19 protein-coding genes are annotated in these 21,036 nt (G+C 36.9%); 11 read left to right on the top strand and 8 right to left on the bottom strand.

The window, feature by feature from the left end; all coding sequences use genetic code 11:
• Positions 1 to 9: 9 nt before the first annotated feature.
• The gene (locus KKG99_15920; protein ID MBU1014485.1) at positions 10 to 1,947 is read left to right on the top strand and encodes an acetoacetate--CoA ligase; all 1,938 of its coding nucleotides are present in this window, start codon (positions 10 to 12) and stop codon (positions 1,945 to 1,947) included.
• Between the two features lie 25 nt (positions 1,948 to 1,972).
• Here the strand turns inward: KKG99_15920 and tnpA are convergent, their stop codons facing one another.
• The 3 genes from tnpA to KKG99_15905 all read right to left on the bottom strand — a co-directional run bounded on the left by tnpA (position 1,973) and on the right by KKG99_15905 (position 6,981).
• Complete coding sequence (gene tnpA / locus KKG99_15915; protein MBU1014484.1) at positions 1,973 to 2,416, bottom strand: IS200/IS605 family transposase; 444 nt, start codon at positions 2,414 to 2,416, stop codon at positions 1,973 to 1,975.
• Between the two features lie 77 nt (positions 2,417 to 2,493).
• Positions 2,494 to 3,570, bottom strand: coding sequence for a butyrate kinase (gene buk, locus KKG99_15910; GenBank protein MBU1014483.1), 1,077 nt, complete (start codon positions 3,568 to 3,570; stop codon positions 2,494 to 2,496).
• Positions 3,571 to 3,609: 39 nt separating this feature from the next.
• Positions 3,610 to 6,981, bottom strand: a complete 3,372-nt coding sequence (locus KKG99_15905) for a methylmalonyl-CoA mutase family protein (protein ID MBU1014482.1) — start codon at positions 6,979 to 6,981, stop codon at positions 3,610 to 3,612.
• Between the two features lie 439 nt (positions 6,982 to 7,420).
• Here KKG99_15905 and KKG99_15900 point away from each other — a divergent pair, with 439 nt between their 5' ends.
• From KKG99_15900 to KKG99_15855, 10 genes are all read left to right on the top strand, one after another.
• A complete protein-coding gene (locus KKG99_15900; GenBank protein MBU1014481.1) occupies positions 7,421 to 8,728 on the top strand; it encodes a (Fe-S)-binding protein in 1,308 nt (435 codons plus the stop codon).
• A gap of 57 nt (positions 8,729 to 8,785) precedes the next feature.
• On the top strand, positions 8,786 to 9,154 hold the full coding sequence (locus KKG99_15895; GenBank protein ID MBU1014480.1) for a four helix bundle protein: 369 nt from the start codon (positions 8,786 to 8,788) through the stop codon (positions 9,152 to 9,154).
• A gap of 129 nt (positions 9,155 to 9,283) precedes the next feature.
• Positions 9,284 to 10,090: a (Fe-S)-binding protein gene (locus KKG99_15890; GenBank protein MBU1014479.1), complete on the top strand. Its 807-nt coding sequence runs from the start codon at positions 9,284 to 9,286 to the stop codon at positions 10,088 to 10,090.
• A 59-nt stretch (positions 10,091 to 10,149) separates the two neighbouring features.
• Positions 10,150 to 11,106 carry a sensor histidine kinase gene (locus KKG99_15885; GenBank protein ID MBU1014478.1) on the top strand — a complete coding sequence of 319 codons (957 nt, stop codon included), beginning with the start codon at positions 10,150 to 10,152 and terminating at the stop codon, positions 11,104 to 11,106.
• On the top strand, positions 11,093 to 11,728 hold the full coding sequence (locus KKG99_15880) for a response regulator transcription factor (GenBank protein MBU1014477.1): 636 nt from the start codon (positions 11,093 to 11,095) through the stop codon (positions 11,726 to 11,728). Before KKG99_15885 ends, KKG99_15880 begins: the two co-directional genes overlap by 14 nt.
• Positions 11,729 to 12,010: 282 nt before the next feature.
• Complete coding sequence (locus KKG99_15875; GenBank protein MBU1014476.1) at positions 12,011 to 12,730, top strand: 4Fe-4S dicluster domain-containing protein; 720 nt, start codon at positions 12,011 to 12,013, stop codon at positions 12,728 to 12,730.
• A complete protein-coding gene (locus KKG99_15870; GenBank protein MBU1014475.1) occupies positions 12,717 to 13,808 on the top strand; it encodes a heterodisulfide reductase subunit B in 1,092 nt (363 codons plus the stop codon). Before KKG99_15875 ends, KKG99_15870 begins: the two co-directional genes overlap by 14 nt.
• A 4-nt stretch (positions 13,809 to 13,812) precedes the next feature.
• Positions 13,813 to 14,841, top strand: coding sequence for an FAD-dependent oxidoreductase (locus KKG99_15865; GenBank protein MBU1014474.1), 1,029 nt, complete (start codon positions 13,813 to 13,815; stop codon positions 14,839 to 14,841).
• Positions 14,841 to 15,203: a 4Fe-4S dicluster domain-containing protein gene (locus KKG99_15860; protein ID MBU1014473.1), complete on the top strand. Its 363-nt coding sequence runs from the start codon at positions 14,841 to 14,843 to the stop codon at positions 15,201 to 15,203. The genes KKG99_15865 and KKG99_15860 overlap by 1 nt, the downstream gene beginning before the upstream one ends.
• A 6-nt stretch (positions 15,204 to 15,209) precedes the next feature.
• Positions 15,210 to 17,027, top strand: a complete 1,818-nt coding sequence (locus KKG99_15855) for a (Fe-S)-binding protein (protein ID MBU1014472.1) — start codon at positions 15,210 to 15,212, stop codon at positions 17,025 to 17,027.
• A 36-nt stretch (positions 17,028 to 17,063) separates the two neighbouring features.
• On the opposite strand, the gene KKG99_15850 is transcribed toward KKG99_15855, so the two are convergent.
• From KKG99_15850 to KKG99_15830, 5 genes are all read right to left on the bottom strand, one after another.
• A complete protein-coding gene (locus tag KKG99_15850) occupies positions 17,064 to 18,035 on the bottom strand; it encodes an electron transfer flavoprotein subunit alpha/FixB family protein (protein MBU1014471.1) in 972 nt (323 codons plus the stop codon).
• Between the two features lie 98 nt (positions 18,036 to 18,133).
• Entirely contained in the window at positions 18,134 to 18,481 is a 348-nt protein-coding gene (locus KKG99_15845; protein MBU1014470.1) for a four helix bundle protein, read from the bottom strand.
• A gap of 58 nt (positions 18,482 to 18,539) precedes the next feature.
• Positions 18,540 to 19,283, bottom strand: coding sequence for an electron transfer flavoprotein subunit beta/FixA family protein (locus tag KKG99_15840; GenBank protein ID MBU1014469.1), 744 nt, complete (start codon positions 19,281 to 19,283; stop codon positions 18,540 to 18,542).
• A gap of 118 nt (positions 19,284 to 19,401) precedes the next feature.
• Positions 19,402 to 19,779 (bottom strand): four helix bundle protein, encoded by a 378-nt coding sequence (locus KKG99_15835; protein ID MBU1014468.1) that lies wholly within the window; start codon positions 19,777 to 19,779, stop codon positions 19,402 to 19,404.
• Between the two features lie 63 nt (positions 19,780 to 19,842).
• On the bottom strand, positions 19,843 to 20,985 hold the full coding sequence (locus KKG99_15830; protein MBU1014467.1) for an acyl-CoA dehydrogenase family protein: 1,143 nt from the start codon (positions 20,983 to 20,985) through the stop codon (positions 19,843 to 19,845).
• Positions 20,986 to 21,036: the final 51 nt, after the last annotated feature.

Genomic DNA, 21,036 nt, shown 5'->3' with positions numbered 1-21,036 from the left:
TAGACTAAAATGAATAATACAAAACTTTGGCAACCCAACCCTGAAAAAGCTTCTGCATCCCAAATGCAGGAATTTCTAAATTTGATCCGCGATAAATATCATTTAGCTGAAAATAGTTATGCGCATTTGCATCAGTGGAGTGTTGAAAACCCGGCTGATTTTTGGGAAGAATTCTGGAATTATTCAAACATCATTCATTCAGAAAAATATACTTCGGTTGTTGATGATCCCCAAAAAATGCCAGGGGCCAAATGGTTTACCGATGCAAAACTCAATTATGCTGAAAATCTTTTGCAGAGAAGAGATGATAAAACGGCCATTATTTTTCGGGGCGAATCAGAAATAAAAAGACAACTATCCTACAAGGAATTATACGAAGAAGTCAGGAAAACGGTGGCAGGTTTAAAAAAACTTGGAGTAAAGAAAGGAGATCGTATCGCCGGATTTATGCCCAATATGCCTGAAAGTATTATTGCCATGTTGGCGACTTCAGCCATTGGTGCCATATGGTCGTCCTCGTCTCCCGATTTTGGGATTAAAGGAGTTTTAGATCGGTTCAGTCAGATTGAACCCAAGGTAATTTTTGCAGCAGATGGTTACTTTTTTAAGGGAAAACAATTTGATTCCCAAGAAAAACTTTTGCAGATTTTGGATCAATTACCCTCTGTTAAAAAAGTGGTTTTGGTGAATTATACTCATACGGTTGACAAAGGAAAATTTAGCAATGCGATTACTTACGAAGAACTTACAGAACCAACGGCTGAAAAACTCGTTTTCGAACAACTCGATTTCGATCACCCATTGTATATCATGTATTCTTCGGGTACTACCGGTTTACCAAAAAGCATCGTTCATTCGGCAGGTGGAACGCTCATTCAACATTTAAAAGAATTAAAATTGCACTGCGATTTAACAGAAAATGATGTACATTTTTATTACACAACCTGTGGTTGGATGATGTGGAACTGGTTTGTAAGTTCGCTGGCGGTTGGAGCAACCATCGTTTGTTATGATGGCAATCCGTTTTATCCCCAAGCTGATGCACTGCTTAAAATGGCTGATGAACTTGACATCACAATTTTTGGTACCAGTGCAAAATACATTGCCATGCTCGAATCGGAAGAAGTTGTTCCAAATACTATCTCCGATTTTCCTAAGCTTAAGGCGATTCTTTCAACTGGTTCGCCCCTTTCTGAAGAAAGCTTCGAATATGTTTATCGTGATTGGAAAAAGGATGTCCAGCTTTCTTCTATTGCCGGAGGTACGGATATTGTTTCTTGTTTTGTTTTAGGAAATCCATTATTGCCGGTTTATCGTGGCGATATTCAATGCAAGGGTCTTGGAATGGATGTGGATTGCATCAACGAAGCGGGTACAAGCTTAATTGGAGAAAAAGGGGAACTAGTTTGCAAAATAGCTTTCCCCTCAATGCCGGTTTATTTTTGGAACGATCCGAATGGTGAAAAATATCACGATGCTTATTTTGCAACTTATCCCAATATTTGGCATCATGGCGATTATATTCTCATTACCGAAAACGGTGGTATTCAAATGCATGGTCGATCAGATGCAACTTTAAATCCGGGTGGTGTACGAATAGGAACTGCCGAAATTTACCGTGTGGTTGAGAATATGGATGAAATTGCCGATTCGGTTGTAATCGGTCATCAACTTGAAAATGATGAAGAAGTTGTGCTTTTTGTAAAGCTGTCCATTGGACAATCACTAACAGAAGAATTAAAACAGAAAATAAAAAATCAAATCCGGAAGAATTGCAGCCCACGTCATGTTCCGGCCCTGATTTTGGAAACCAAAGATGTTCCTTACACCATCAATGGTAAAAAAGTTGAAGTTGCCGTTAAAAAAATTGCACATGGTCAAGAGGTTAAAAATAAAGATGCTTTGGCTAATCCTGAGAGCTTGGAATATTTTAAAGATCGATTGTAAGAATCCATTTGCCAAAAACCATAAATTAATTTATTGTTTTTGAGTGCGAATGCTGGCCAGCCCTAATAGATTTTAGTTCATCATGCAGGCTAACTTGCTGATGATGAATTTTTTGATTTTTGATATACCTGATAACACCTTTCACATTTTTCTCGGAAACAGAAAAAGCACCATATCCGATTTGCCAATAAAATTCTTGTGGGCATAACTTTAATCTTGAAATCATTCGGCTACTTGCACCTTTAACTTGTTTCATTACATTGCTGATACTAACCGTTGATTTGAGCATTATCAAAATATGAACATGATTTTCAGTTCCACCAATGGCAAATAACTTACAACCAGTTTTGGAAACCTCTCTTGATAAAATCTTGTAAATTAATTTCTCCGATTTGGGATTGATGAGATTCTCACGATATTTAACACCGAGGATTGCATGTACCCATATTTTAACAAGTGAATGTGACATTCAAATTAAATTTATGGGGAGTATTATTTATGTCCCCAAAACCATAACTTAAGTTATGGTTTTGGGGGATAGAGATGTTACTTATACTCTTGAGCCACGATTTCTTCTTTCAGCAATCGTAATCCATTCATGGCAATGGCTTCAAAATCATTTTTGCTTGGATACAAAGCAATGGGAGCAATTTTGCCAACCCTTCGGGTTACATTTTCAAGAAAGCGTTCACTATTAAAGATATTCCCGCTTAAAATAATGGCATCTACTTTTGCATCCAACACCGCGTACATTCCACCAATTTCTTTGGCAACCTGATAGGCACATGCATAAGAAATAAATATGGCGGTATCGTCGCCCGACATGAGTCGCTGATCTATTTCAGATAAATTAGAAGTTCCAAGATATGCAGCATATCCTCCTCCTCGTTGAACCAAGTCAAGCATTTCGCTTTCATTATATTTCCTACTGAAACACAAACGGATCAAATCACCTGTTGGCAAAGATCCTGCCCTTGTAACTCCAAAAGGGCCATCTCCATCATACGATTGATTTACATCAATCACCTTCCCTTTTTTATGTGCACCAATTGAAATTCCTTTGGTTCCTACATAAACCACAATAAGATTTAAATCTTCATATTGTTTGCTGATAGATTTGGCATATTTACGTGCAAAATGTTTATGGCTCAATGCATGAAATCGGGATTTCCTTTCAATCAGCGGATGTCCGCTCACACGAGCTACTTCATCAAATTCATCCACAACAACAGGATCAGCCATGTATGCTTTGATGCCTAAATCGTCAGCAATCTCTTTCGAAACCAATCCACCTAAATTGATATGATGCTCACTTTTGCTGCCTTCGACCAAATCTTTAATCATCAATTCGTTGATTTCATAAATCCCTGATTTAACAGGCTTCATCATTCCCGATCTCGACATTAACAAATTAACTTTTTTGATATCAATATCGTTCTCAATCAACACATCTAAAATGGCTTTTTTCCTGAATGTGAGTTGATCTTTTATTTCCTTAAAAGCATCCAGTTCAACATCTGTGTGCTTAATATTTTTAAGGAATGTCATTTCTGATCCATAATAAACAGCAATGTATGTTGATTTTTCTTCAGGATAGATAACCAGGATTTTTTTTGAGTACATAATTTATGTTTTTTATCAGGTAATTTAAAGATGTTAAATTTACATATTTCTTCGATATTGTCCACCTACTTCAAACAAAGCTCCGGTAATTTGTCCTATTGAACAATACTTACTGGCTTCCATTAATTGTTCGAAAACATTTTTGTTTCGAACCGCAGCCAATCTTAATTCCTGAAGATTTGTTTTCGATTCTTGAACATATGTTTTATGGAGTTGTTCCAGCATTTTAATCTGATATTCCTTTTCTTCAGGAGTCGCACGAATAACTTCTCCGGGAGTGATTGTTGGTGAACCTTTTGAGGATAAGAAAGTATTTACCCCCATAATCGGCAATTTGCCATTATGCTTTAGGGTTTCGTAATACAATGATTCTTCCTGTATTTTACTGCGCTGATACATGGTCTCCATTGCTCCCAATACTCCGCCTCTTTCGTTGATCCGGTCGAATTCAAGCATCACTGCTTCTTCAACCAAATCGGTTAATTCCTCAATAATAAACGAACCTTGCAATGGATTTTGATTTGTTGCCAGGCCCAATTCATGGTTAATGATTAACTGAATAGCCATCGCTCGTCTTACCGATTCCTCTGTTGGCGTGGTGATGGCTTCATCATAAGCATTGGTATGTAAAGAATTGCAATTATCGTAAATGGCGTAAAGCGCCTGCAGTGTTGTGCGAATATCATTAAAGTCAATTTCCTGAGCATGCAATGATCGGCCTGAGGTTTGAATATGATATTTCAATTTTTGAGAACGATCGTTTGCACCATATTTTAACTTCATGGCTTTAGCCCAGATTAACCTTGCTACCCTTCCCAAAACGGAATATTCAGGATCAAGTCCGTTAGAAAAGAAGAAAGATAAGTTTGGAGCAAAATGATCGATTTTCATTCCTCGTGAAGCATAATATTCAACATATGTAAAACCATTAGCTAAAGTGAAAGCCAATTGAGATATTGGATTTGCTCCTGCTTCCGCGATATGATAACCTGAAATCGAGACTGAGTAAAAATTCTGGACCTTATGATTAATGAAGTATTCCTGCACATCTCCCATCAATCGGAGTGAAAAATCAGTAGAATAAATACAGGTATTTTGTGCTTGATCTTCTTTTAAAATATCGGCCTGTATTGTTCCCCTAACCTTGCAAAGGGTATCTGCTTTAATTTTTTCATAAATTTCTTTCGGCAAAACCTGATCTCCGGTCACTCCCAAAAGCATCAATCCCAATCCGTCATTTCCTTTGGGTAACTTGCCCTGATATTTAGGACGTTTCGTACCACGTTCTTTGTACAACTTAGCAATTTTTGCTTCAATTTCAGCTTCAATGCCTTGCTCTTTGATGTAAATTTCGCATTCCTGATCGATGGCTGCATTCATGAAGTACCCAACCATAGAAGGTGCCGGACCATTAATTGTCATCGAAACCGAAGTCATTTCATCCGTCAGGTGAAAGCCTGAATACAATTTTTTTGCATCATCCAGACAGCAAATCGAAACACCTGAATTCCCTATCTTTCCATAAATATCAGGTCTTCGGTCGGGATCTTCACCATAAAGTGTAACAGAGTCAAAAGCGGTAGAAAGCCTTTTTGCCGGCATTCCCAATGACACGTAATGAAACCGACGATTGGTACGTTCTGGACCACCTTCGCCTGCAAACATGCGGGTTGGATCTTCACCCTGACGTTTAAACGGGAACACTCCGGCTGCAAATGGAAACTCACCCGGAATATTTTCCTTTAGAATCCATTTCAATACATCGCCCCAACCTTCGTATTTAGGTAGTGAAATTTTTGGAATTTTAAGATGGGATAATGATTCGGTCGAAGTCTCAACTTTAATGATCTTATTTCTGACTTTATAGGTATAAAAAGGCTCATAAAATGCTTTTTTCTTTTCGCCCCATCCCTCAATTAATTGCTTATTATGGCCGTCGAGATCTATTTCAATTTTTCTGTAAATATTTTCCAATTCAGAAATACTCATTTTATTCTTTTCGGGATCGAGTTCTTCAATTGCTCTTCGAATCACATACATTCGTTGGGCAGTAGTAGCTTGATTTTCAGTCCATGTATTATATTTTCTAACCGTTTCGGATATTTCAGATAAATAACGGGTGCGATTGGGCGGAATGATAAAAACTTTTTCCGACATTTCATTTTCCGGATGCATCTTTGAATGATAATCAACCCCTGTTTTCTCTTTGATTTTTGCAATGATAGCCTGATACAATTGATTAACCCCGGGATCATTAAATTGAGAGGCAATTGTGCCGTAAACCGGCATTTTATCTACCTCTTCATGCCACAAATTATGGTTACGGGCATATTGTTTCTTCACGTCCCGTAATGCATCCAGTGCGCCTCTTTTATCAAATTTATTTAAGGCAATAATATCCGCGAAATCGAGCATGTCGATTTTTTCAAGTTGTGTTGCCGCGCCATATTCCGGAGTCATCACATAAAGTGAAAGATCGCTGTGATCGATGATTTCCGTATCCGATTGTCCGATACCCGAAGTTTCTAATATTACCATGTCATACTTAGCAGCTTGTACAATACTTTCGGCATCTTTCACATATTTCGACATGGCCAAATTTGACTGGCGGGTTGCCAGTGAACGCATATAAACCCTTGGACTAAAGATTGAATTCATCCTTATCCGATCACCTAGCAATGCTCCACCGGTCTTTCTCTTTGAGGGATCGACCGAAATAATGGCAATGGTTTTATCGGGCAAATCAGTTAAAAATCTGCGCACAATCTCATCAACCAAAGAAGATTTTCCGGCACCACCTGTTCCGGTAATACCTAATACCGGAGCTTTATTTTTAGCGGCAATTTCCCGTATCTTTTTAAGGGTAACTTCTACTTCTTCTGGATTATTTTCTGCAGCCGAAATAAGTTGTGCAATTGTTTTAGGATCTTTTTCAGCCAGACTTTTTAAGTTGGCTCTCACACCTTTGCCTGCTGCAAAATCGGATTGTTTCAACAAATCATTTATCATCCCTTGCAACCCCATGTTACGTCCATCATCGGGAGAATAGATACGGGTAATCCCATAAGTATGCAATGCTTCAATTTCCTCTGGAAGTATAACCCCCCCTCCACCACCGAATATTTTTATGTGAATTGAGGAGCGTTCTTTCAGTAAATCAAACATGTATTTAAAAAATTCAAGATGCCCTCCCTGATATGATGTAATGGCAATGGCCTGAACATCCTCCTGAATCGCACATTCCACAATTTCAAGAACCGATCGATTATGCCCCAAATGGATAACCTCTGCTCCACTCGACTGGATAATCCTTCGCATTACATTAATGGCAACATCATGTCCGTCGTATAAAGAAGCAGCAGTAACAATGCGGATATGATTTACAGGTTTATAAACCTCATTTTTCAACATAGTTTGAATTTTAATTTATTAGGTTGAACAAATATACGGATTCCTTTCAATTTTTTAACACTTTAGGGCACTTTGAAAGGCTTTTAAGTGAAGGGATTTATTTTTGATTCTTAGAGGAAAATGCAAAGGCAAACAGCGAGGTATTAAAATGGAATTTTTTATTTTATTCGTTACAATCCTTCCTAAACTTGCATTCCGGCATTCGAACTTCAAACTTGCAAATTTCAATTCATTTTCCTGTTTTCAACAGGGCAGGCTGTTTTTGAAATTTTAGTTTCAAGTATTAAAAACTCTATGGATAATAGTCCTATTTTCAGATTATAATGTCTTAAAAACAAAATATTTTTTTTAACATTTTAAATTTGATAATTTTGTAATTTTTAATCCAATAGCGATAAGAAATATTCGATATTATTCAATAGCATAAATACTAATGCCCATGATCCCAAATATTATATTTATTCTCCTGTTATTTGCTGCAATTCTGTTTTTCTACAAAAATGTAAAAACTATCTCCGGAAATATAAATCGAGGGAAAAAATTGGATTTATCCGACCAAAAACAAAAAAGATGGAGATTGATGTTTTTAGTTACTATTCTACAATCCAAAATGTTATCTCGTCCGATTGTAGGTATTTTGCACATTTTTGTTTATTTCGGCTTTATAATTGTTAACATAGAAATGTTAGAAATACTTATTGACGGAATTTGGGGCTCTCATCGGGTTTTCGCGTTTATAGGAAATTTATATCCTATTTTAATAACCGTATTTGAATTATTTGCCTTATCCGTAATATTAGTATGTATTGTTTTTCTGATCCGGCGTAACATTTTAAAAGTTAAAAGGTTTTGGAATAAAGAGATGACCTTATGGCCACGTTCTGATGCAAATATTATTTTAATAACAGAAGTTTTTTTGATGTCTTCAATTTTTATGATGAATGCATGTGATAGTATTTTGCAAGAACGTCTTATTGATCACTATGTAAATGTCGGGGATTTTCCATTAAGCGGTTTATTTATCCCTCTTTTTGAAGGATTGCCAACAAACACTTTAATTTTTCTGGAACGATTTGGTTGGTGGTTTCATATTATCGGGGTTTTGATGTTCTTGAATTACATTCCTTATTCAAAACATTTTCATGTTTTTCTGGCCTTCCCTAATGTTTATTACACACGATTGGAACCCAAAGGCAAAATGGCCGATATGCCTTCGGTAACAAAAGAAATTAAATTGATGTTGGACGGATCGTTTGAACCACAAGAAGAAGAAAATGCCGGAAAGGTTGTTTTTGGTGCAAAAAACATCGAAGATCTTACCTGGAAAAACCTTATGGACGCCTATTCATGCACTGAATGTGGACGTTGTACATCAAGATGCCCCGCAAATATTACCGGGAAATTGCTTTCCCCACGAAAAATCATGATGGATGTGCGCGACATGCTTGAATCGGTAAGAAAAACCAAAAATGATACTATTGATAAGAAAACATTATTCGATTTTATTCAACCTGAGGAGTTATGGGCTTGTACCACTTGTAATGCATGTGCAATCGAATGCCCTGTAAATATTGAGCCATTATCTATCATTTTGGAAATGCGTCGATATCTTGCTTTAGAAAATGCCGCTGCTCCTGCCGAATTAAATGCTATTTTCACAAATATTGAGAACAATGGGGCTCCCTGGCAGTTTTCACCACAAGACCGGATGAAATGGGCAGAGGATATATATGTTAATAAGGTTTAAACTTTTTTACGTGTTAAAGTGTTCGCGTGTTTGTGTGTTCAAGATAGATTGAAAATCATGACAAAAATTGATCAATTTGAGGATTTGGAATGTTGGCAAGCTGCTAGACAGTTAACAAAACATGTATTCCAATTATCTAACACTGAAACCTTAAAAAGCGATTTCGACACCAAAAAACAGTTTAAAAGTGCTGCCCTTTCTACCATGAATAATATCGCTGAAGGATTTGCAAGATATAATAAAAAAGATTTTATTCGTTTTCTCGATTATGCTCAAAGCTCAGCTTCAGAGGTAAAAAGCATGACCTATATTTTGGAAGACTTAAATTTATTAGAAAAATTTGAAATTAATAAACTCCGTGAAGAATGTGATAAAGTGAAAAGTCTCACATTGGGGTTATTAAGGTACTTAGAAAAGAAGAAATGATTGTTTTAACGTGTTTAAGTGTTGGGTGTTAACGTCGAATTTAATCCATATTCCAAACAATGAGTACAATAACATAAACACATTAACACGCAAAAACATTAACACGCAAACACTTTAACACGCAAAACAATGGATACTCCAGACAACAGCAAAATTAAAATTGATGTCCCCGTTATGGCAGATTTGGCCGCACATGGCAAAAAACCTGAATACTTGTTTTGGGTAGGATCAGCCGGTGCTTTCGACGATAGATATAAAAAAGTAAGTCGTGAATTTGTGAAAATTCTGAACCACTTGAAAATCGATTATGCTGTTCTGGGAGTAGAAGAATCAGACAGTGGCGATATCGCGCGAAGAGCCGGAAATGAAATGCTTTTTCAGATGCAGGCCATGACGAATATCGAAATTTTAAATGGCTACGGAGTAAAGAAAATCATCACCTGCGACCCTCACGATTACAATACTTTTAAGAATGAATATCCTGATTTTGGTGGAAATTATGAGGTGATTCATCATTCTCAATTTTTGGCCGAGCAAGCCAAACAAGGCAATTTTAAATTTAACGATACTTTTAAAGGCCAAAAAGTTACTTTCCACGATCCTTGTTATTTAGGTCGTGCCAATGATGAGTATGAAGCTCCACGTGAAATTTTAAAAGCCTTGCCTGTTCAAAATGTTGAGATGGCAAGATGTAAAAGCGTTGCTTTATGCTGTGGAGCCGGGGGCGGACAAATGTTTAAAGAAGCCGAAAAAGGTGACAAAGAAGTTTTTATCGAACGCATTGAAGATGCCATTGAAACCAAGGCCGATATCGTGGCAACCGCTTGCCCGTTCTGTATGGTAATGATGACCGATGGCATCAAATACAAAAACAAAGAAGAAGAAATGAAGAACCTGGATATTGCGGAATTGGTTTCGCTGTCGTTGGGGTTATGATACTTTTCTTCTTAAGGAAAAACATTTAAATCCATCCATATTTTCGTTAATTTTGGGTTATGTTTATCAAAATAGCCCTGATACTTTCAATCGTATTGCAGTTTTCGGCTGCCCTTATGGCTGTTCCATTAATTAAAAAGACCAAGTTCAACATCTCCTGGATACTTATTTCCATTGCCCTGTTTTTGATGGCCATAAGAAGGCTGATCGAGTTGATCCCATTCATACAAAAAAACACCACCTTGCCAGAAGTAACTTTTGCCCATTGGTTAGGAATTTTTATTTCAATATTTTTATTGGTAGGGGTATTTTACATTCGTAAAATATTTGATTTTCTCAAACATATTGACGAACTCAGAAAAGAATCAGAGCAAAAAGTATTAGAAACAATTATCCTTACCGAAGAAAAAGAAAGGCGAAGTTTTGCCAAAGATTTACACGATGGGTTAGGCCCCCTGCTTTCTTCAATAAAAATGTTGGCTTCTGCCCTTTCACAAACCAAACAAGAAGCAAAAAACAAAAAGATTGTCGACAATATGAATTTGGTTGCCGGAGAAGCCATCACTTCTATCAAAGAAATATCAAACCATTTAAGCCCCCATATCCTTGATAATTTTGGATTAATCAGCGCCCTTAAATCTTTTGTCGATAAAGTAAATATTTCCAAAGGCATCAGAATAAAGATCGACTCAAACATTAATGAGGAACGCCTTGATTTTAATGTGGAAGTAGTTTTATACAGGGTTATCTGTGAACTAATTAATAATACGATTAAACACGCATCCTCAAAAAACATAAAGATTGATTTGTTCAAAGAAAGCCAACAATTAAATATTCATTATACCGACGATGGCAAAGGGTTCGACATCAACGACGTTTTAATCAAAACCGAAGGAAGAGGCTATGCCAATATTCAATCAAGAATTCGTTCGATCAATGGTCAGCTAATTTTTGAAAGTCAGCCAAATTCGGGGGTGGATGTAAAAATATACTTGAAACTTTATGCAAAAAATTAATATTATCATCGTCGATGATCACGCCTTATTCCGCAGCGGATTGATTACCTTGCTGAGTGATTTGGAAGAAATCGATCATGTTTATGAAGCTTCGAACGGGAAAGTTTTTCTCGATATGATTGATAAAATTGATCCTGACATCGTATTAATGGATATCAATATGCCTGAAATTGACGGGGTTGAAGCAACTATCCGATCTTTGGAAAAAAAGCCTGATTTAAAAATCATCGCACTTTCGATGTACAGCGAAGAAGAATATTATTTCAAAATGATCAATGCAGGTGTTAAAGGATTTTTAATTAAAGATTCCACCATTAACGAGGTTAGAGAAGCTATAAGAATTGTAGCAAACGGTGGAAATTATTTCTCTCAGGAAATTCTTTATAAACTCATTAAAAACGGACCGGAGTTAAATAAAAATGATGAAACTTTAAGTGAACGGGAAACAGAAATCCTTACCCTTATATGTCGGGGAGAATCGAATCAGGAAATAGCGGATAAACTCTTTTTAAGCAAAAGAACCGTTGACAAGCATCGTGCAAACATCCTTGATAAAACCAATTGCCGCAATACCGCCTGCCTTGTGGTTTATGCGCTCAAATGGGATTTGGTTAAACTCTAATTTAATCATAACTCTTTGTGCTAATTGCACTTAGATTGGGCTAATTACTTCATTCAAGATCTTAGATATTAGATGTTAGACGTTAGAATTTTAACATTTTTTACCTAAGATCTAGCTTCTAATGTCTAACATCTTATCAAACAAAAAGTTATAAAATTCCATGTAAGTGAACATGTTTGATCTAGGCCACTAAGTATTTATACTCCCTCCCGAATAAGCTTTTTATAGGTTGTTTAACAAGTACTTGGTCTTTAATTTGGCCTTTTAAAATAATTAGAAGATATGCCAACATTATTTGAGCAACTTCAAGAAGATGTTCGATTTGTGGAGGGATTCAATTCCTGCATGAATTGCGGGGTTTGCACTGCAATTTGTCCGGCTGCAGAATTTTACAATTATGATCCGCGCATCATTGTTGACATAATTCAAAGCAGGGATGAAGAAAAAATCGAATCACTATTATGCGGTGAAACTATTTGGTATTGCGGACAATGCATGTCGTGTAAAACCCGTTGCCCACGTGGAAATGTTCCAGGCTCAATCATCATGTCACTTCGGTATTTATCACAAAAACTAGGATGTTTTACCGATTCCGAAAAAGGCCGCCAACAATTTGCAGTTAAACGCACCGTAGGCGATAATATTCTCAAATATGGCTACTGCATATATCCCGATGCAGTAATCCCAGAATTACACCCTGAGCAAGGGCCTGTCTGGGAATGGATTCATCAACATGCCCCAGATGTGTATGAGCGATTTGGGGCAAGCTACAAAAAAGATGGAGGAGGCGTATTAAGAAATACTTCCGAGGAATCATTAAACGAACTCAAGCAAATATTTATACAAACTGGGGGGCAATATTTATTCGACTGTATTGAAAAATACTCAGTACAAAAAGCCAAAGAAATGAATATTCCAATCGGTGAAGGCATAAAGAACGATTATTTCTATCATACTTACACGTTCAATAGTGGAAAACATTATCGTGATGAACAAAGTTAATAAAACAATAATTTGGAAAGAATACCAAAAAGAGATTCCTGACGATCATTATTTCTTTGTTAGAAGCTGTATTCGTCAAAATTTTTTTCCGGGTTCAGAAATTTTTTTCATGAAGCTTTTGCAAAAACATTTAGGGAAAGATATTTTTGAAGACCCCCGGCATACAACTTGCACAGGCATTGGCTATCATGCGGATGTTGTTCCCTTCAATACCATCATGACCGTTGTTGCCCGGCATTTTGCCTTGATGACTGAAGCCGGTTACAAACATATGGTTATTTCCTGTGTAACCTCCTTTGGGATTTATGAAGAAATTTTGGAAACCTGGAAACATTTTCCTGAAATTGAGCAAAAAGTGAGGAAAGACTTAAAGAAGGCAACCGGACGGGAATTTGAAAAGCCAAAAACGATTACGCATTGTTCCGATATTATTTATAAATTCCGAAACGAAATTGCCAACCTTAATAAATTCAGCCTGGTCAATCAATTTACCAACGAACCGCTTCATGTAGTTGAACATGTTGGTTGTCATTATTCAAAAATGTTCCCTGCTTACGGAGTTGGAGGTGCCGAATTCCCACAAGTACTATCGGGAATGATTAGAGCGTGGGGAGGCAAAGTTGTAGATTATCCTGAACGAAGGCATTGCTGTGGTTTCGGGTTTCGGCAATATCTGGTTCAAGCCAACAGGGGTTATTCAGTGGCCAATACAAAAAAGAAATTTGAATCGATGGAAGCCTTTAAGCCCGATCTGATTATTTGTAATTGCCCTGGTTGCACCATGTTCATGGATAAATGGCAATATACCATCGCCGAAATGGAAGGCAAAACCTATGGGAAAGAAAATATCGGCATCCCGGTTCTTACCTACGAAGAGTTAACCGGATTACTTATGGGTTATAATCCTTGGGATTTAGGTTTGCAGATGCATCAGGTACAATCCGAATTATTAATGGATAAAATAGGGATTCAATATGATGAATTTGCTAAATACAAAACTAAGGATGGTGATGATATCGGTCAACCTAAGATTCCTGATTTATTAGCAATTCCGGCATATTCAAACTGTAAATCATAATATCATGGCACAAAAAAAAGTAGCAGTAGTCGGTGGAGGAATTGCTGGTATGGAGGTTGCATCCCAACTTGACTATTTGGGTCATTCGGTTGTTTTATTAGAAAAGGAAAAAGAACTGGGCGGTCATGTGCGGGATTGGTTTCAACTATTCCCTGACCGAAGGCCCGGATCAGAGGTTTTAGATCATTTAAAAACTAAAATGCAGAATTCAAAAGTTGCTGTAAAAACATCGGCCGAAATTATTGATATAGATCTAAAAGCTAAACGTATTGGGCTTCTTGACCATCAAAGTGGCATGTATGAAGTAGATGCCATCGTGCTTGCAAGCGGATTCGATTTGTTCGACGCCCGCTTGAAAGAAGAATATGGTTACGGAATTTATAAGAATGTAATCACCTCGGTCGAATTAGAAGAAATATTCAAATCGGACAATCATTTAAATCCTTTAGGAAAAACACCAAAACGCATAGGATTTGTGCACTGTGTTGGATCGAGGGATGAAAAATGCAATAACAACCATTGTTCGAAAGTTTGCTGTGTAACAGCAGTAAAACAAGCCATAGAATTGCGAATGTTATATCCCGAAGCAGAAATCATTTGCTACTATATGGATATGCGAATGTTTGGGTTAAATTATGAAGAAATGTATCGCGAATCACAGGAAGCATATGGTATTAAATATATCAGGGGAAGGGTATCTGAAGCAGCTGAAAATATTGATAGCTCCATTCAGATAAAGGTGGAAGATACCTTATCCGGTCGCCCCTTAAAAATGAATGTGGATTTGTTGGTATTACTTATCGGTATGCTTCCCTCAAAAGGAACAAACAATCTGGGAGAAAAATTGGGTTTGAATTTCGAAAAAAATGGATTCATCATGGGAAAGGACTCCCATTTCCAATCAAATCTTACAAACGAAGATGGTATTTTTATCGCAGGAACTTCGGGAGGGCCTATGAATATCTCGGATACCATCAGCCATGCAAGGGCAGCTGCGCTGGAAGTTGATCAATTTTTAAAACACAAGAATTGATGGAGAAATTTGGATATACAATATCAACCGGACGTTTGATAGATTATGATAAAAATGACAAAACACTTTATTATTATCTTAAAAACAATGAGCCTTCAATTCAGCTTTGTATTGGTTGTGGAGGATGCACTGCGACGTGCAGTAGTGGGAATTTTACAAATTTCAACTTCAGGAAACTACATCTGCTTATCTCAAGAGGTGAACTTACAAATATTGAACAGGAAATTTCAAAATGTATGCTTTGCGGAAAATGTAAATTGGTTTGCCCCAGAGGAGTAAACACCCGAAATGTTATATTCAGGATCAAACGGTGGATTTATGAAAACCAATCCAAGATCTTGATACTTGATACTGAAATCTAAAAAGAAATGAAACAATTTGATCCCTTCGTATTACCGTTTATAGTCGGATTGTATTTTATTTTTGGTGTCCTCATCATCAAATTTTCGCTTTGGATCATTCGTTTGAGTGAAGTTGATAAAAGCAAAATAAAGAAAGGATTTTTTACCAAAAAAACATTGGCTTCTATCAAAGAAATCTTTATGGAGAGCCTGCTGCACCGAAAGGTTTTAAAAGTGAATCCGGTATTGGGTTATATGCACATGAGTTTGGCCTTTGGCTGGTTTTTATTAATTGTTTTTGGAAAATTGGGAACCTTATCTTTCAGTCACGATTTTTTCAATCCCTTATATTTTGCCATCTTTTTTAAATATTTCGAACCTTTTCATCCTCCTTTTTTCTATTCAAAAACCTATACTTTTTTGATGGATTTTCTGCTTCTTTTTATCCTTTCCGGATTATTTCTAGCCATCTTTAAACGCTTCAAATCAAAGTTTTTTGGCCTGAAAAAGACAACGAAACTTAAAATCGGGGATAAATTTGCATTGGCTTCCTTATGGTGCATATTTCCACTTCGATTACTGGCAGAAAGTATTACAAGCGGAGTTTTTGATTCCGGGCATTTTTTGACCGGAAGCTTAGGTGAGCTGCTTGCAACTTTTCTGCCTGTACAACAATTAATGTATCCGGCCTGGTGGGCCTACAGCCTATCCTTGGGTATTTTTTTTATTGCACTTCCGTTTTCAAGGTACATGCATATTCCAACAGAAATGTTGCTCATCTTTTTAAAAAATTACGGAATTAAAACCGATAAAGAATTCAATAGTTTTTCAGAAATTGAAGTAAGTTCCTGCCCAAGATGTGGAATTTGTATCGACCAATGCCAACTAAATGTTGCCGGAGAAGGAGGTTCATCGGCTGTTTATTTCCTTCAGTCTCTTAGAAATAAAGAAGTAAGCCCAGAATTGGCTATGAACTGCCTGCAATGTGGCAAGTGCGAGGAAGTTTGTCCGGTGGACATCAATTTGAAGAACCTGAGATTAACACAAAGAAACAAATTAAGCCTCGATCACTCCGATTTTGAATTCTTACCCAAACATATTCCGGTAAATGCAGAAGTATTATACTTCGCCGGATGTATGACCCATCTTACTCCGGGAATCAAAAACTCCATGGTTGAGATTTTTGAAACCGCTCATGTGGATTATCTCTTCATGGACAAAGATGGGGGCGTATGTTGTGGTCGACCGCTAATGCTTGCAGGAGAATGTGCTTCAGCAAAAAAATTAATGGACTACAATCGTGAAATTATTCAAAATTCAGGAGCAAAATATTTGGTTACATCCTGCCCCATTTGTTATAAAGTTTTTAAGGAAGATTATGATTTAGAGATAGAAGTTCTGCATCATACAACCTATTTATGGCACTTGATTGATCAAAACAGAATCAAACTGATTGTTAAGCCTGATAGAGTTGCCTATCATGATCCTTGTGAATTAGGCAGAGGAAGCGGTATTTATGAAGCACCACGCCAAATTATAGAAAAAGCAGCGACCTTAGTATCGTCTGCCGATGAAGGTAAAAATGCTCCCTGCTGTGGAAATAGTTTGGCAAACTTCAAATTGGGAACTAAACAAGTGGATTTGATCAGAGAAGATGCCCTTTCTTCATTGCTGATATATAATCCAGATGTGCTGGCAACTTCTTGTCCGCTCTGTAAAAAAACGTTTGCAAAATCAGCAGGTATTCCTGTTAAAGATATTGCTGAAATCGTGGCGGAATCAATGATTGCAAAAACACCGAAACGTAAATGTGTTAAACAATTAGAAGAAGTTATGAGTTATTAGTTGAATTAACATATAACTCATCACTCATAATTCTTTTTATTCTGCTTTTGCAGCCTTAACCGCGGTAATCAGTTGAGGCAATACTTTTTGCACATCCCCGATAATTCCATAATCAGCTGCTTCAAAAATAGGAGCATCCTTATCGGTATTCACCGCTACGATTACTTTTGAAGAACTAACGCCTCCTAAATGCTGAATAGCTCCTGAAATTCCTAATGCGAAATACAAATTTGGAGCAATCATTTTACCTGTTTGTCCAACATGTTCACCATGAGGACGCCATCCTTCATCCGAAACGGGCCTTGAACAAGCTGTTGCTGCACCTAATAATCCGGCTAACTCTTCCAGTGGGGCCCAGTTTTCTGGGGATTTCATTCCTCTTCCTCCTGAAACGACGATATCAGCATCACCCAATAATACCTTGCCTGTTACTTTATTAATTTCTAATCGCTCTGTTTTAAATTCTGAAGAATCCAAAGCCGGTTCAAAAACTTCAATCTCTGCATCTTTAGCATCTTCAACCACCCCAAATGAATTTTGAGCAAGGGTAAGGATTTTCACATTCGATTTAACAACTACATTTGCAAAGGCTTTGCCCGTAAAAGCTTTTTTCTTTACGGTAAAAGGACTATAATTTGAAGGCACTTCAATAACACCTGAAACTAATCCGGCTTTCAATTTTACCGAAACTCTTGGTGCAATAGCTTTTCCGGTGATATTATGAGACAAGATGATAACATCGGTAGCTTCTTTCCGGGCTATTTCAGCAATTACTTTTGCAAAAGGCTGATTAGCAAGGACAGCCAGTTTTTCGTTTTTAACACTAATTATTTTGCCGGCACCATAAGAACCTAAATTTTTTAATTCGGAATCTTCCACTTTTCCGATTGAAACTGCAACCACTTTGGTATTCATTTGTTTGGCAATTTCATTTGCATAGGATACCAATTCAAAACTTAATTTTTTGAATTTCCCATCCCAGTTTTCTGTATATACTAATATTGACATCTTTTCTATATTTATTTATTTGAATACTTTATCTTCTCAGTTCATATTTATAAATAAATTTGAAAATTAGCAGATTTGAAAATTTGATAATTGTAAAATCATCTTTTTGATGTTCCAATAATTTTTGAAAGCACTTTTATTATACTGGTCAAATCTTCAATCAATAAATTGCCATTTGGATAATTTTTAGAAAATTTACAAAGTTCTAACCAATACATTGTTTCATCTGCCTCCTTGGCTGCAATCTTCATTTTATGAATAAAGTCTGCCTTACTCTCAGCATTTTGCGCTTCTCTTACCAATGCCCCTATTGAAGTTCCGGATTTAAGAATTTGTTTTGATATGATATAGTTTTTATTCTCAAGTAATAATTCAGAAAATTCTATAACTCCTAAAGCAAACTTAAAGGTCAAATCAACGATTATATTTTCTTTGTCATTTCTCATCCAAGCATTTTCAAATCTTCAGATTAACACACTTGCCTGCTGCAAGCAGGTTTTCAAATTAAATAGCTTTGGCTTCGTTCTTCAATAAATCAACCAATTCCTTCACATTCTCTGCATCCACCATTTTACACTTGGCTTTTGGAGCTGGTAGTACATAAGAAACGAATTCGGTCAAGGATTCTACCACAACGGCAGGTATAACTTTTAAAGGTTTTGTCCGTGCCATCATGATACCACGCATCGCAGGGATTCTGGGTTCTTTGGCTATTCCTTTTTGAACGATGGCTACAAACGGAGTAGTCGTTTTCATTACTTCTGAACCGCCATCAATCTCACGAACGAGGGAAACAGCTCCACCATCAATATTCAACTGAGATACCGATGAGATTGAGGGGATGTTTAAAAATTCAGAAAGCATACCGCCAACTACCGAACCATTATAATCACTGGCTTCAATACCTGCCATGATGATGTCAAAATCTTTGGCAATCTCAGCTAATTGAGCAGCTACATAATAAGCATCAGTTGGATCGGCATCAATCCGAATTGCATCGTCAGCGCCAATTGCCAGAGCTTTTCGCATGGTTGGTTCAACTTCGCTTCTTCCAACTGTAGCAATGCTTATAGAGCTTATGGCTCCTCCTGAAGTTTCTTTTAGTTCAAGAGCCCTGGTTAAAGCAAGCTCATCCCATGGATTGATAATCCATTGAACCCCGGTTTTGTCGAAAGCAGTATTGTCCCCGCTAAATTTTACCTTAGTCGTAGTATCCGGAACATTGCTTAAGCAGATCAAAATTCTCATATTTCAATTTATTAATTAGTAATTTCTGTTAAAGTAATAAGTGGCAAAGATAAAATAATTTAAAAATTAAGTGACCCATTGTTTCATGGTTACATTGTTTCAATGATTAAGATAAAATTTAGATTTTTATTTTTTCTTCAGTATAATTGATTAATTGGTTAATATATTTTGGAAGTTCATTTAAACTATTGTAAATCTGATGATACTCTTCTTCGGTCAGAAGTTTTCTAACCTTTGATTTTTCATTCCAATCAATTGATTCTTTGAGTGATCCGTAGCTAATCCTATAAAATTTTATTTTATCTTTCTTAGAATACCTACCAAATCCTACAGCTAAATTAGCAGAAATTGAATCGATTGATCTGACAAATTGCTTTCCGATAGTGTCTTTTGCAAAAAAATCCCAATGAAGAACTATATTCCAAACCTTGTTACTGAGATTAAAAGATATCTTGTAAGCATCAATATCATTTAACTGAATGTATTTCATATCCACAACATGTTTATTAATACAACAATGAAACAGTGTAACAATGAAACAATCAAACCACTGAGCATACTAATCTCTAAGTAGTGATCTGGTAATAATCATTTTTTGTATTTCAGAGGTACCCTCATAAATTTGGGTAAGTTTTGCTTCTCGCATTAATCTCTCTACGTGATACTCTTTTACATATCCGTAACCTCCAAATATCTGAACTGCTTCTGTAGTAACTTCCATGGCAATATCGGCAGCATATTGTTTTGCCTTAGCACTGGCAACCCCAAAGGGTTGGTGCGTATCTTTTAACCAGGCCGCTTTATGAACAAAAAATCGGGCAGCTTCGGTTTTTACGGCCATGTCAGATAATTTAAACCCGATGACCTGATGCATTCCGATCACTTTCCCGAAAGCCTTACGCTCTTTGGCATAGGCGAGTGCCCGCTCAAATGCCCCGGTAGCAATACCTGTAGCCTGAGCTGCAATTCCAATCCTGCCTGATTCCAAAGATTGCATGGCGAATTTAAACCCAAAACCGTTCTCTCCAATTCGGTTTTCCTTAGGTACTTTCACATCATTGAACATGACTGAATAAGTATCGGAACTTCGCATGCCCATTTTGTCTTCATGCTGGCCAAGACTGATGCCTGGAGAATTACTATCAACAATGAAAGCATTGATGCCATGATGTTTTTTCTCGGGATTTGTTTGCGCTATTAAAACATATACCGAAGCATGTTTTGCGGTCGATATCCAGTTTTTAGTACCATTAATCAAATAATGATCGCCTTTGTCTTCAGCTAGGGTATGTTGCATGGATGCGTCAGATCCTGCCTCAGGTTCGGATAATAGAAAAGCACCAATTTTTACTCCTTTGGCCATATCCCTTAAATATTTCTCTTTTTGAAATTCTGTGCCAAATTTTTCAATTCCATAACAGGCCAAAGAATTATGCACCGAAATAACCACAGCAGTAGCCGCGTCGATTTTTGAAATTTCTTCGATGGCAAGTGCATAAGAAATGGCATCCATCCCACCTCCATCATATTTAGGATCAACCATCATGCCCATGAATCCTAATTCTGCAAGGTTTTTTATATGCTGGACCGGGAACTCGGCTTTAGCATCACGTTCCAAAACATCTTGCAGTAATTCCCTTTCAGCATAATCGCGGGCTGCTTGTTGTATCATTAATTGCTCTTCGGTAAGATTGAAATCCATAATTTTTATTGGTTAATTAGGTTACTCTATTTGTTAATGAGTTAACAACTC

The sequence above is a fragment of the Bacteroidota bacterium genome (genome assembly GCA_018816945.1).
GTDB lineage: Bacteria > Bacteroidota > Bacteroidia > Bacteroidales.
Note: the sequence above shows the minus strand (reverse complement) of the source record. Positions and strands in the feature narration are given on the sequence as shown.

Bases quoted from the DNA above. Each gene is read 5' to 3' on its own strand.
- KKG99_15850 (MBU1014471.1), bottom strand. From the start codon at position 18,035: ATGTCAATATTAGTATATACAGAAAACTGGGATGGGAAATTCAAAAAA.
- tnpA (MBU1014484.1), bottom strand. From the start codon at position 2,416: ATGTCACATTCACTTGTTAAAATATGGGTACATGCAATCCTCGGTGTT.
- KKG99_15900 (MBU1014481.1), top strand. From the start codon at position 7,421: ATGATCCCAAATATTATATTTATTCTCCTGTTATTTGCTGCAATTCTG.
- KKG99_15905 (MBU1014482.1), bottom strand. From the start codon at position 6,981: ATGTTGAAAAATGAGGTTTATAAACCTGTAAATCATATCCGCATTGTT.
- KKG99_15860 (MBU1014473.1), top strand. From the start codon at position 14,841: ATGGAGAAATTTGGATATACAATATCAACCGGACGTTTGATAGATTAT.
- KKG99_15870 (MBU1014475.1), top strand. From the start codon at position 12,717: ATGAACAAAGTTAATAAAACAATAATTTGGAAAGAATACCAAAAAGAG.
- KKG99_15830 (MBU1014467.1), bottom strand. From the start codon at position 20,985: ATGGATTTCAATCTTACCGAAGAGCAATTAATGATACAACAAGCAGCC.
- KKG99_15880 (MBU1014477.1), top strand. From the start codon at position 11,093: ATGCAAAAAATTAATATTATCATCGTCGATGATCACGCCTTATTCCGC.
- buk (MBU1014483.1), bottom strand. From the start codon at position 3,570: ATGTACTCAAAAAAAATCCTGGTTATCTATCCTGAAGAAAAATCAACA.
- KKG99_15855 (MBU1014472.1), top strand. From the start codon at position 15,210: ATGAAACAATTTGATCCCTTCGTATTACCGTTTATAGTCGGATTGTAT.
- KKG99_15865 (MBU1014474.1), top strand. From the start codon at position 13,813: ATGGCACAAAAAAAAGTAGCAGTAGTCGGTGGAGGAATTGCTGGTATG.
- KKG99_15890 (MBU1014479.1), top strand. From the start codon at position 9,284: ATGGATACTCCAGACAACAGCAAAATTAAAATTGATGTCCCCGTTATG.
- KKG99_15840 (MBU1014469.1), bottom strand. From the start codon at position 19,283: ATGAGAATTTTGATCTGCTTAAGCAATGTTCCGGATACTACGACTAAG.
- KKG99_15845 (MBU1014470.1), bottom strand. From the start codon at position 18,481: ATGAGAAATGACAAAGAAAATATAATCGTTGATTTGACCTTTAAGTTT.
- KKG99_15920 (MBU1014485.1), top strand. From the start codon at position 10: ATGAATAATACAAAACTTTGGCAACCCAACCCTGAAAAAGCTTCTGCA.
- KKG99_15875 (MBU1014476.1), top strand. From the start codon at position 12,011: ATGCCAACATTATTTGAGCAACTTCAAGAAGATGTTCGATTTGTGGAG.
- KKG99_15885 (MBU1014478.1), top strand. From the start codon at position 10,150: ATGTTTATCAAAATAGCCCTGATACTTTCAATCGTATTGCAGTTTTCG.
- KKG99_15895 (MBU1014480.1), top strand. From the start codon at position 8,786: ATGACAAAAATTGATCAATTTGAGGATTTGGAATGTTGGCAAGCTGCT.